Source organism: Seongchinamella unica, from assembly GCF_004354085.1.
In the GTDB taxonomy this organism is placed as follows: domain Bacteria; phylum Pseudomonadota; class Gammaproteobacteria; order Pseudomonadales; family Halieaceae; genus Halioglobus; species Halioglobus unicus.
In genome coordinates this window covers 1162334-1174586 of record NZ_SMSE01000001.1, presented here as the reverse complement: position 1 = coordinate 1174586, position 12253 = coordinate 1162334, and the positions used below count along the sequence as shown (strand labels likewise).

Genomic DNA, 12253 nt, shown 5'->3' with positions numbered 1-12253 from the left:
CCAGCTGGCAGCGGGTGTTTTTATCCCCCGCCAACGGTAGAATGGCGCTCCCATTGCACAGCTGTCGGAAAGGCCGTGAGTCAGATACTGCTGATTACTATCTCCGGAGAGGACCATCCCGGAGTCACCGCTCGAATAACCGGGATACTCGCTGGCCACGGGGTCAATATTCTCGATATCGGCCAGGCGGTTATTCATGCCACGCTGTCCATGGGTGTGCTGGCGGAGTTACCGGAGCATTGCCCCCATGACCAGGTGATTGCCGATGTGCGGGCCTGCGCCGCAGACCAGGGCATGCGCGCGCGGATAGCGGAAGTCAGCAACGAGAGCTATGGCGAGTGGGTGGATGCGCAGGGGCGGGCCCGCTACATAATAACGCTGCTGGCCCGAAAGATAACCGCCGACCAGCTGGCCCGGGTGAGTGAGGTGGTCTCTGCCCACGGTCTCAACATTGACGGTATCAATCGTCTGTCCGGGAGAATTCCGCTGGGAGAGCTGCCCGCCTTCTCCAAAGCCTGTGTCGAGTTCTCGGTGCGAGGACCGTTGTCGGATTCTTCCACTTTCCGGCGCGATCTCTTGGAAGTGGCGGGTGCGCTGGAGGTTGACCTGGCATTCCAGCAGGACAGTGTTTTCCGGCGCAATCGCCGGCTGGTGGCGTTCGATATGGATTCGACCCTGATTGAGGCGGAAGTCATCGATGAACTGGCTGCCCGGGCCGGTGTCGGCGAGCAGGTCAGTACCATCACCGAGCGCGCCATGCGGGGAGAGCTGGATTTCGCCGAGAGTTTTCGCGAGCGGGTTGCGCTGTTGAAGGGGTTGGAGGAAAACGTCCTGGCCGAGATCGCCAGCCAGCTGAAGATTACCGAGGGCGCCGAACACCTCATCGGGACCCTGCGTACCCTCGGCTACAAGACGGCTATTCTCTCCGGCGGGTTTACCTATTTTGCCCATTTCCTGCAGCAGCGTCTGGGGATGGATTACGTCTACGCCAATGACCTCGATATCGAAGACGGCCGGGTAACCGGCAAGGTGACAGGTACTATTGTTGATGGTCAGCGCAAGGCACAGTTACTGCGACAGCTGGCTGACGACGAAGGCATAGACCTGCAGCAGGTGATAGCGGTGGGCGATGGCGCCAACGACTTGCCGATGCTCAGCACTGCCGGCCTCGGAATCGCGTTCAGGGCCAAGCCGCTGGTGAAACAGTCGGCGGAGCAGTCCATCTCCACGCTGGGGCTGGACGCGATACTCTACCTGCTGGGTTTCAGTGACCGCGACCAGCAGCCCGGAGAACACAGCCCTTCCGGGGCAGGCTAGATGTTGCTCCACACAGAGTCGTAGGCGCTATCCAGTGGCCCGTTCTTGTCGTCTGCCAGCACTTCATCCAACTGCCTGATGTAGCGGAAATCGAACTGCGCATAGCTGGCAGTGGCTGAAATCTGGTGAGTCAGCTGGATCAGGAGCTTCTCACCTTTGCGGAGCAGGGAAACTTTCTGTCTTTCTCGAAAGCCCGCCCGGGGAGTGATCAGGGTCTGGGCTTGCCCCACCAGCGGAATTTCGGGCAGCAGCAATACCCGCTGTGGCACGGGTGTCTGTCCGGTTTTCTTTTGGACCAGGGCGCCATAGGCCTGTGCTCTGGGGCTCAACAACTCCAGTCCCACCAGAGTATGGGCATCCTGTAGCGAGCTCACCCAGCGGATCACGGCAATGGCCCAGTAGTCGTCCCGGTTCTCCTGGACACAGGCAATGTTTCCCGCTCGCACTTCTTCCGGGAGCGTTTCGCTCCAGTCGAGGCAGTAGCCACCGGGACTGACATTGGTCAGCCTGACCTGGTAAACCGGCACCTCGGGCTCCGGCGGGATGTTGGGTAAATCATCTTCAATGGCGTGCCGGGTATAGTCATCCAGTTCCACCCGGTGGGCCAGTTCCGCCTCGATGCCACTGCCGCTGCTGTCGCGGACAAAGTCTTCTTCCGGATTGGCCGTGCTCCAGCTGTCCCGCTTTGTTTCCTCTTCCCTCATAAAAGGGTTGCTGCCGACTCTTTCGGACGGCGGGGGAATATAATCGTCGCCGTAGAGCAACTGGCCAAACGTCCTCTCCCCGGAGGAATGCACATGGGCTGACCCCAGGCCGATACTGACTGACAGCGGCGCGCTCAGCTGCACGCGATTGAAGTTGCGCATGCTCATGCTGCCGAGGGCGTCGATCAGGTGACTGAGCATGTTCGATGGCAGGGTGATGCCGCTCTCCAGTTTTATCCCCGGTTTACCCTGGGCGTCATCCAGCTGCTTGAGCTGCTTCAGGTAGGTAACCAGTGCTGCGGTGCCCAACTGACGGCACTGACTGCTGTTAGCGCTGCCGTAGAGTGAGCTGTACAGCGGCGGTTGGTCAGATTCCAGGTCCACCAGGAACAGGCCCTCGAAACTGCCCGCTGGCCCGATCCGCAGATGTTCCCGCCACTCGCCGAGGCCAGCGTAAATCGCCGCCAGGTCGGACTGGCGCAATTGATTCGGCTTACAGCAACCCAGTAACAGGGCCTGCAGGTAAGTGGCGCTGACACTGGTAGCCTGGCCATGTACGTCACTGACCGAGAGGGTGGCGAGGCCCTGGCGCTCCGCCAGGGCATACAACTGGTGCAGCGAGAGCCAGCCGCCCAGTGCCACCGGGTGATAGAGCTGGAAGGTCAGCAGGATATTGTGTCCCGCGTGATAAAGGGCGCGCTGTATCGATTCGCACACCAGGCGAGCGGGGTTGCTCTGGCGAACTTCGTCACTGCGTTGCAGGGTCTCTACCGCGACCAGAGAATAGGCCGTAGCCAGCTGGCCCTGCAGGTCACTGGTGAGTTCGGCCAGTTGCCGCGGCTCCTCCGGCATGACCAGGGGCTGATTGAGGAAGCGGCGGGTCAGGTTGGCGAGGGTAACCTGCAGCTTGTCGGCCATCGCCTCGAGAATCCTGAACCTCAGCTCCGATGCCAATGGGTGGCGATTCAGCTCGCTCACTGCCTGCAGCAGCTGTTGCGCCACGCTGCGTGGATTGGCCACGGGCAATTCGCTTGCCCAGCTGCGGGCGGCGTTTTCATCGGTCTGGAACGGGTCGAAGTGCGCCAGGTCCTGCCGCGGAAATTTCAGTTTTATTGGCGCTTCAGTGCTCATGTTCGCGGTCCCTGCGTCGGGTTCAGGTGCCTGGCAGCAAGATTAGCTTATTTCTCGAGGTGACGGCCAGCGGCAATAATCCCGATCTCCCCAATTCCCCTCCCCTGAGGTATCATTAGCGCCCTTTTCCAGCCCACAGTAAAACGGTAGCACCATGGCGAATTATTCAACCAACGAATTCCGCTCGGGCCTCAAGGTCATGCTCGACGGTGAACCCTGCAGCATTCTCGACAATGAGTTCGTGAAGCCCGGCAAAGGCCAGGCCTTTAATCGCGTGAAACTGCGCAATCTCAACACCGGCAGGGTGTGGGAACGTACCTTCAAGTCGGGGGAATCGCTGGAAGGGGCTGACGTCATGGATCGCACCATGGAATACCTCTATACCGATGGCGAGTTCTGGTACTTCATGGAACCGGACACGTTTGAGCAGTACCAGGCTGATGCCAAGGCGGTGGGCGACGCTCATCTGTGGCTCAAGGAACAGGAACGCTGTGAGGTGACGCTTTACAATGACAGCCCGCTGTCGGTAGCGCCGCCAAATTTTGTCGAGCTGGAAATTACCGAGACGGATCCAGGCCTGAAAGGCGACACTGCCCAGGGGGGCAGCAAGCCCGCCACACTCAGCACTGGCGCCGTGGTCAAAGTGCCACTGTTTCTCAGTGAGGGTGAAGTCATCCGGGTCGACACCCGTACCGGTGAATACCAGGGCCGCGCCAGCAAGTCCTGATCCCGATGAACTGGCGGCCCTCGGCAGCGATTGAGGAGCTGCGGGCCCGGGCGGGCCTGCTGGCCCGGATTCGGGCATTCTTCGCCAGCCGCGATGTACTGGAAGTGGAGACCCCGCTGCTGTGTAGCCGTGGGGTGACGGATCCCGCCATCGAGCCACTCTGTGTTGATCGGGGCAATTCCCTTGGCGCACCCCGCTTCCTGCAGACCTCCCCGGAATACGCCATGAAGCGGCTGCTGGCCGCGGGCAGCGGGCCGATCTACCAACTGGCGAGAGCCTTTCGCGATGGCGAAGCAGGATCCCGGCACAATCCGGAATTCAGCCTGCTCGAGTGGTATCGCCCCGGCTTGGACCATCACCAGTTAATGACGGAGGTGGCTGAGCTTGTCACTCACTGCCTGGGGCCGCAGTCGGTTGAGTATCACACTTATCGCGACCTGTTCCGCGCCGAGCTCGGCCTGGACCCCCTGACCGCGACCGTCAACCAGTTACAGGACCGGGCCCGGGAATCCCTGGATGTTGGCTCACTCAGCGGTGACCGGGACATGTGGCTGGACCTGCTGATGAGTCATCTGGTGGAGCCGGCCCTCGCTGACCGCGGCCTTTGTTTTGTCTACGATTACCCGGCCAGTCAGGCCGCCCTGGCCCGGGTCGAGGAAAAAGAGGGGCAGTTTGTAGCCCAGCGCTTTGAACTCTATGTGCGGGGTATGGAGATCGCCAACGGTTACTGTGAGCTGACCGACGCCAGCGAGCAGCGCCGGCGCTTTGTGGCTGACAACAGACGCCGCAGCGACTGTGGCCAGGCGCAACGGCCGCTGGATGAATGGCTCCTGTCGGCGCTGGAATCCGGGATGCCGGCGTGTTCCGGGGTGGCGCTGGGGGTGGACAGGCTGTTGATGCTCGCTACCGGGAAAACGGATATTCGCCAGGTGCTCGCTTTTGACTGGGCCCGCTGCTAGCTGACCAGGTCCTTGTCTTCCAGTCCCAGAACAGCCTCGCCATAGCCATCCAGGAATTCCGGGGGCATGCGCCGGGGCCGCCCGCTGGAAATCTCAATACAGGCAAACCGCATTGCCCCGCGCAGCAGGGTGACGCCGTCGCTGACACGAACCAGCTGAAAGCGACGTTGCATGGTCAGCCTCCTGTCCCAGTTGACGATCCAGGTAGCGGCAGTAATCTCGTCACCCTCGCGTGAGGCTTGCAGGTAATGGTATTGGCTGTGGGTGATAGCCATCGCCCGGTCGAGCTTGCGGTAGGCGTCCAGGTCAAGGCCCAGCGATACCGAGTGGGCCCAGGCCACCTGCTCGCACCATTGCACGTACACGGTGTTATTGGTGTGCTGGAGACCGTCGATATTTTCCGTCGACACCCGCACGTCCAGGGTATAGGGCTGTGGATAGTCCCAGCTGATGTCGCCGCGACTCATGAGTCGGTCACGGCCGCCGGCCCCGAGAGGTCGTAGGAGGCGGGCTTCAGCGCAAAGTGAATAAAGCCGTAGAAAATAGCCATCAGCGGGCACAGCAGGTTGAAGAACGCGTAGGGCGCATAACTGATCGTGGCCACTCCCAGGGTGGCGGACATGTAGGCGCCGCAGGTATTCCAGGGAATGAGCGCCGAGGTCAGGGTGGCGGAATCCTCCAGGGTACGGGACAGGTTAAGCCGCGACAGGTTTTTGTCGGTGTAGGCGTCTTTGAACATACGGCCTGGCAATGCTACGGCGATAAACTGGTCGGCGGCAAGAATGTTGGTACCGATGCAGGTGACCACGGTGGTCACGATCAGTGAGCCGACGCTTTTGACACCGCGCAGTGCCAGTCCCAGCAGGTAGGCGAGAATGCCGGTGCGCTCGAGAACGCCGCCGAACCCGAGGGCGCTGATAATCAACCAGACGGTATTGAGCATGGAACTCATGCCGCCCTTGCTCAACAGAGCGTCGAGGAATTCGTTGCCGCTGTTGGCGGTATAGCCATCGAACAGGGCAATCCACACACCCTTCAGTAGCACAAAGCCCATGGCGAGGTCGCCACTGTCTCCCGCCAGTTTCTGTACCTGCTCGGGCTGGAAAATAACGGCGAATACGGCGCCGGTCAGGGCGCTGATGACGATGGAAGGAAAAGCCGGGAAGCGCTTGAACACCAGGCCCAGCATCAGTAACAGGGGTAACAGCAGATGCGGGCCAATACTGAACTCACTGCTCAATGACTGCTGCAGGGCCTGGATCTGTTCCGGTGTTGTACCTTCGGAGCTGCCTATCAGGGAAAAAATCAGCAGCGCTATGGCAAAACTGGGGATGGTGGTCCACAGCATGTGGCGGATATGGTCAAAGAGATCAACCCCGGTGGCGGCAGATGCCAGGTTGGTGGTGTCAGACATGGGTGACAGCTTGTCGCCGAAGTAAGCGCCCGAGATAATGGCACCCGCGGTAATCGCCGGCGACAGGTCGAAACTGCCGGCGATACCCATCAGGCCGATGCCCAGGGTGCCGGCGACGGTCCAGGAGCTGCCGATACTCACCGCGACAATGGCGCAAATGATCGCGCTGGCGGCGTAGAAAATGCCTGGATCCAGTATCTGTACGCCATAAAAAATCATCGCGGGCACAGTCCCACAGAGAATCCAGGTTCCTATGAGCATACCCACGCTCAGCAGGATCAGGGTGGGACCCAGCCCCACGCCGATGCCGTGGACAATTCCCTCCTGTGCCTGGCGCCAGCTAATGCCGCTGCGGCGGGCAACCAGGGCCGTGACACAGGTTGCCAGTATCAGGGCGATCTGGTTGGCCCCATAGGACGAGTCCGAACCGAACAGGTAGACCGAACAGGCCAGCATGACCACCAGGAAAATGATGGGAGTGAACGCCTGCAGCGGCGTTATCTGTTCGTTGGTTTCTGTCACGGGATGCCGTTACCGGCGCTTCCTGCCGGATTATGAGAATGCCGGTCCAGAATGCCTCAATTTGCGCCAGCGGTACAGGGTCGGGCGATTGTGGATCTGACATGCGGGTGATGATCGCGTACTATAGCGCCGAGTTTTAGATCTGCTTTTGAGCTCCGAATGACCCCGAAATCTTCCCCTGCGGCACTGTTTGTCGCCACCGTTATTCTGCTTGCCGGTTGTAGTCTGCCGGAACCGGGCCCCGCGGTAGTGGAGCCCGTGCGTGAGAAGGATGCCAGTGCCAGCGGCCCCGGAGAGAAAACCCGGATTCGTGTCGTTACCTTGATTGAATGGCTGAAAGAGCCCTGGGGCATGGACTTTCTGCCCGACGGTCGCATTCTGCTCACGGAAAAACCGGGGGTCATGAAAATTGTCACCCCGGGCAGCTGGAGCACGCGCGATATCGACGGGCTGCCCGCGGTGGCGAACGAAGGGCAGGGGGGGCTGATGGATGTGCTGGTGCACCCGGACTTTGAGCGCAACCAGTGGGTATATTTCAGTTACAGCGTGGCGGTGGAAGAAGGCTTAACCACCCGGGTCAGCCGCGCCCGCCTGCAGGGCGACAGGCTGGTGGATCGACAGGACCTGTTTACCGCGAGACCGGCCTACCCCCAGCGCCGTCACTTCGGGTCGCGGCTGCTGCTGGATGCAGGCAAGCTTTACATCACAGTGGGAGACCGCGGCAGGCGGGCGCCGGCCCAGGACCTCATGGATCACAGCGGCAAGGTCCTGCGCCTGACCGAGAGCGGCGGGATTCCCCCCGATAACCCCTATGTGGGTAAAGCCGGGGCACGACCGGAGATCTATACCTACGGCCATCGCAATCCCCAGGGCATCGCCCGCCATCCGTATAGCGGACAAATATGGGTGTCCGAGCACGGCCCCCAGGGGGGTGACGAGATCAATATCCTCAGGCCCGGGGCAAACTACGGCTGGCCGGTCATAACCTACGGCGAGGAGTACGGGGGCGGTAAGATCGGCGAAGGGACCCACAAGCCGGGAATGGAGCAGCCGCTAATCTACTACACACCCTCGCTGGCCACCGGGGGTATCGACTTTTATACGGGGGATACCTACCCTGACTGGAAGCAGTCATTGCTGATTTCCAGCATGCGGATGACCCGCATCAATCGCCTGGAGGTCAATGCCGATGGTTCCCTGGGCCGTGAAACCCGGCTGCTGGGGGACCTGGGGATGCGGATCAGGGATGTGCAGGTCGGACCGGACGGCCTGATCTACGCACTGGCCGATCGTTCCCGGCTGATTCGGCTGGAGCCGCACTAGGGAGCCAGGCCGCTTGCCCGACCTTTCACCGCACTATTATCGAGACAATTTCCTGCGCCTGCTGGAGACGGTAGCGTCACAGTACGGCGACATCCTCACCGCCGCGGAACAGCAGTTCCTGGCAGTCTATGCGCAGCAGCCCTTCGATGCCCAGTGCCTTTACGTGCGGCTGGTCTCGCGCGTGGGCCCCTGGTTCCGGGAGCGGAAGCTCGACTACGCGGAGTTGGGCGATCCTGGCCGCGCCCTCGATGCGTTGCTCGCGGCGGGCCTGGCTCTCCGGCCCGACGGTCTGGAGCCGGAAGCGCTCGGGCGCCTGTGCACCAGAGAGGAGCTTGCTGTCATGTTCGAGGTGTCCGGTCGTGGCAAGGGGGAGCAACTCGAGCAGTTGGCGGCAATACCTCCGGCAGACCTGTTGCAGAAGCTGCTGGCATTTGACGCTGCCCGCATCGTCGCGCCCCAGTACCCGGAAACAGTAGCGCTTTTCCAGTTGTTGTTTTTTGGCAATCGCCGCCAGGGCCTGACTGATTTCGTGCTCAGCGAGCTCGGCGTTGCCCGCTACTTCCCCTACCCGGTGGATCGTGGCAATCGCCTGTTTCCGGGTCGGCCGGAACTGGATGAATACCTGGACTGTGCGGCGCAGACGGACCGCTGGTGGGAGTTGCAGGAGGCGGATGACCTGGAGGGTATGTTGGCGCTGGCGGACGAACTGATAGCGACGCCGCCCGGGTTTGCCACCAGTCTGCCTCGCTGGTATCGGCTCTGTAACCGGCTGGCCCGGCAGCTCGAGAGGAAGGGCTGCAATGAGCAGGCACTGGCGTTGTACCGACTCAGCGAGTTACACCCGGCCAGGGAAAGGACGGCCCGGGTGTTGGAACAGGAAGGTGAGTTGCAGCAGGCGCTCGCCCTGTGCCAGACGATTGAGGCGCAACCCTGGTGTGAGGAGGAGCTCGACGCAGCCGGGCGTATGGCGCCGCGCCTGCGCCGCAAGCTGGAAGGTACCGCCCAACCGAGACGGCGAGACAGTTTCGATGACATCCACCTGCGCCTGACCCCTGGCGACCAACCGGTAGAGTTGCTGGCCGGCAGTGCGCTGGCGGCCCAATGGCAGGCTGTTCACTATGTCGAGAACCTGCTGCTGAATGGCCTCTTCGGCCTGGCGTTCTGGGAACAGATATTTGCGCCGCTGCCCGGCGCCTTCAATAATCCTTTCCAGTCGGCGCCGGCCGACATGTACGAGCAAACATTCCAGAGTCGCCGCAGGGATAGGCTATCGGTCCGCCTGCAGCAGTTGGCCAAGGCGGACCTGGCGCAGGAGCTGCCGGCGCTGTGGCGCAGGTATGAGGGCTACCAGTGCCGCTGGGTCAACTGGAAATACCTGGACGAGTCGCTGGTGACAGCGGCGGCAGGCATCATTCCCGGAGATCATCTGTTGGCTATATGGCAGCGCATGTTGTTTGATCCCGGGGAAAATCGTCGCGGATTTCCCGATTTGCTGGCCCTGGGAAGCACCCCGGGAGACTACCGGATGATCGAGGTTAAGGGTCCTGGCGATGCCCTGCAGGACAGCCAGCGGCGATGGCTGCGGTTTTTCGCCCGGGAAGGCATACCCGCCAGTGTCGCCTGGGTACAGTGGACTGATGATTGAGTTCAGTCTCAGCGTACGTGACCTGGTGGCCTTCTGCCATCGTTCCGGCGATATTGATCACCGCTATACCCCGTCGCCGAGTGCCGAGCAGGGGATGGAGGGGCACCAGCGGCTGTACCGGCGCCGGCCGGACAGCTATGTTCGCGAGTATCCGGTCCGTTACCTCCATCGCCAGGGCGATATCCAGCTGCAGCTGCGGGGCAGGGCAGACGGTTTTGACCCCGCCCGGGGCTTGGTGGAGGAGATAAAAACCTGTCGGGTGGATCCAGGAAAGATTCCCGCGTCAGTCAGTCGCCTGCATCTGGCACAGGCACGGATCTACGCGGCGTTGATTGCCGAGGAGCAGTCCCTCGATGGGCTGGCCGTGCAGTTGACCTGGTTCAACATCGACCGCGATGAGGAAGCGCCTCTGCTGCAGTACTACAGTCGGGCCGAGCTACAGGAATTCCTTGCCGGAACACTGGCGGCATTTGCCGACTGGCTCGGTCTGCTGGGCCGGCGTCGGCGTGACCGCCAGGCAAGCCTGCAGCGGCTGGATTTCCCCCATGGCGAATTTCGCCGGGGGCAGCGAGTGGTGGCGGAACTGGTTTACAAGTGCATCGACCAGGGTGGCCAGGCCATGCTGGAAGCGCCCACCGGCATCGGCAAGACCGCGGCAGTGCTCTATCCGGCCCTCAAGGCCCTGGGCAGGCACAAGCATGAAGCGGTGGTATTTGTTACCTCGCGCACCGTCGGCAGGCGCAGTGCCGAGGACTGCCTGGGGCTGATGGCTAGGGCGGGAATGGATGCATCCAGCCTCTCGCTGACGGCGAAGGAATCGATCTGTTTTTCCCCGGGCCGGGCCTGCCACGGTGACGACTGTCCGTTCGCCCGCGGCTATTACGATCGCCTGCCCCGGGCACTGGCCGAAGCGGTCGGGCACGGAGTGCTCGATCGGCCAGCGGTGGAGACGATCGCCAGGGCTCACCAGATCTGCCCCTATCAACTGGCCCTGGATCTCCTGCCCTGGGTGGATATCGTTGTGGCTGACATGCACTACGTCTACAGTCTCACGGCGGGCGTGGGTTCCCTCATGGCCCGGGACGAGCGACGCTGGACCATATTACTGGACGAGGCTCACAACCTGCCCGAACGCGCCCGCGAAATGTACAGCGCCAGGCTCAGCAAGGCGGAGCTGATGCGGGTCAAGCGCAGTTCTTCGCCCGAGGCCAAACGCGCCCTGGAGAAGGTCAACCGGGCGATGCTGGCGCTACAGAAAGAGGATTGGGGGGAGGAGGTCTTCCGCGAGGAGCTCCCTGCCGGCCTGGTCAACTCGCTGGGGGATGTGGTGGCGGCGGTAGGCAGGGCCATGGCAGACGATCCCCGGTTTGTCCCCGCCAATCCGCAATTGATGAACTTTTATTTCGCTCTGTTGCAGTGGTTGCGCGTCGCTGAAAACTGGGGACGGGAATATCGCCTGCAGCTGAAACGTGGCGAGGGCAGCCAGGGGTTGAGCCTGGGCCTCAATTGCCTGGACCCGTCGCGCCTGCTGGCCCGCTGCCAGGCCAGGGCCCACGCGGTCATCGCCTTTTCCGCCACCCTCTCACCGCAACACTGGATGCGCCAGTTGACCGGCCTGGATGAATCGGCAGTGTGCCGCCGGCTGGACTCACCTTTTTCCGAAGCCCAGTTGCAGGTGGAGCTGGAGACGGCCATCGATACCCGGTATCGGCAGCGTGACCGCAGCGCCCCTGAGCTGGGACGCCGCCTCTCCCGCTTTCTGCGGGAGGCGCCCGGCAACTGTATTGTCTACTTCCCTTCCTATCGATACCTTGGCGCGGTGCTCGCGCTGATGAAAGAGGACGAATCCCTGTGGCGGGAGCGGCGGTTATGGCAGCAGTTGCCGGAGCAGAGCCTCGAGGATCGCGACGGCCTTTTCCAGGCCTTGGGCAACCACGACAACATGGCCGCTTTCTGCATCCTCGGTGGTGTGTTCTCCGAGGGGATTGATCTTCCGGGTGAGCTGTTATCGGCAGTCGCCATTGTCGGGGTGGGCTTGCCGCAGGTCGGGTCGGAGCGCGAGAACCTGCGCGACTGGTACCAGCAGGCCTACGGCGCCGGGTTTGAATACGCCTACCTGTATCCCGCCATGCAGAAGGTGGACCAGGCCCTGGGACGGGTGGTTCGTACCACCACTGACAATGGGCGGGCGCTACTGGTCGACAGCCGGTATGCCTGGCCGGCTTACCGGTCCCTGTTGCCACCCTGGTGGTCCTACCTCGACTAGGCACTGGCGGCCGGTCCGTTTGGTCAATTTTTTTGGGCTGCATCGTCCTTGTCTGCTGCCACCAGGGAGGTAAATTGGCCGACTGCCGCGCATTGGAGTAACGTTCATCACCCCTATGGCGCGAGGCAGAACAATTCACCTGATGAATATTGGTCATTGTTCCGGCGTTTTCTGCTCTGTGCTAGAGTAGGCGCCCGCTCCACGGGGCGGGTAGGATAAATGGCCCGCAGAGGCCAGCTCAACAA

The 12253-nt window shown here is 61.8% G+C and carries 9 protein-coding genes; 6 read left to right on the top strand and 3 right to left on the bottom strand.

All coding sequences use genetic code 11. The annotated features are described in order from the left end of the window. Positions 1 to 75 precede the first annotated feature (75 nt). Entirely contained in the window at positions 76 to 1317 is a 1242-nt protein-coding gene (gene serB, locus E2F43_RS05105) for a phosphoserine phosphatase SerB (protein ID WP_133210227.1), read from the top strand. On the opposite strand, the gene E2F43_RS05100 is transcribed toward serB, so the two are convergent. Then, entirely contained in the window at positions 1314 to 3152 is a 1839-nt protein-coding gene (locus E2F43_RS05100) for a GTPase (protein ID WP_133210225.1), read from the bottom strand. The two genes, serB and E2F43_RS05100, sit on opposite strands and share 4 nt — an antisense overlap. Positions 3153 to 3306: 154 nt before the next feature. Between E2F43_RS05100 and efp the strand changes: the two genes are divergently transcribed. Together efp and epmA are read left to right on the top strand one after the other, a co-directional pair. Further along, complete coding sequence (efp, locus tag E2F43_RS05095; protein WP_133210223.1) at positions 3307 to 3879, top strand: elongation factor P; 573 nt, start codon at positions 3307 to 3309, stop codon at positions 3877 to 3879. Between the two features lie 5 nt (positions 3880 to 3884). Further along, on the top strand, positions 3885 to 4838 hold the full coding sequence (gene epmA, locus E2F43_RS05090) for an EF-P lysine aminoacylase EpmA (RefSeq protein ID WP_133210221.1): 954 nt from the start codon (positions 3885 to 3887) through the stop codon (positions 4836 to 4838). Here the strand turns inward: epmA and E2F43_RS05085 are convergent. Together E2F43_RS05085 and nhaC are read right to left on the bottom strand one after the other, a co-directional pair. Then, positions 4835 to 5305, bottom strand: a complete 471-nt coding sequence (locus tag E2F43_RS05085) for an acyl-CoA thioesterase (RefSeq protein ID WP_238946751.1) — start codon at positions 5303 to 5305, stop codon at positions 4835 to 4837. The two genes, epmA and E2F43_RS05085, sit on opposite strands and share 4 nt — an antisense overlap. After that, positions 5302 to 6774: a Na+/H+ antiporter NhaC gene (gene nhaC, locus E2F43_RS05080; protein WP_275259557.1), complete on the bottom strand. Its 1473-nt coding sequence runs from the start codon at positions 6772 to 6774 to the stop codon at positions 5302 to 5304. The genes E2F43_RS05085 and nhaC overlap by 4 nt, the downstream gene beginning before the upstream one ends. 159 nt (positions 6775 to 6933) lie before the next feature. Here nhaC and E2F43_RS05075 point away from each other — a divergent pair, with 159 nt between their 5' ends. From E2F43_RS05075 to E2F43_RS05065, 3 genes are read left to right on the top strand one after another with little or no spacing between them, the layout of a single operon-like run. Further along, the gene (locus tag E2F43_RS05075; RefSeq protein ID WP_133210219.1) at positions 6934 to 8097 is read left to right on the top strand and encodes a PQQ-dependent sugar dehydrogenase; all 1164 of its coding nucleotides are present in this window, start codon (positions 6934 to 6936) and stop codon (positions 8095 to 8097) included. A 13-nt stretch (positions 8098 to 8110) separates the two neighbouring features. After that, entirely contained in the window at positions 8111 to 9742 is a 1632-nt protein-coding gene (locus E2F43_RS05070; protein ID WP_133210217.1) for a VRR-NUC domain-containing protein, read from the top strand. Further along, positions 9735 to 12008, top strand: a complete 2274-nt coding sequence (locus E2F43_RS05065) for an ATP-dependent DNA helicase (protein WP_165954196.1) — start codon at positions 9735 to 9737, stop codon at positions 12006 to 12008. Before E2F43_RS05070 ends, E2F43_RS05065 begins: the two co-directional genes overlap by 8 nt. Positions 12009 to 12253 lie beyond the last annotated feature (245 nt).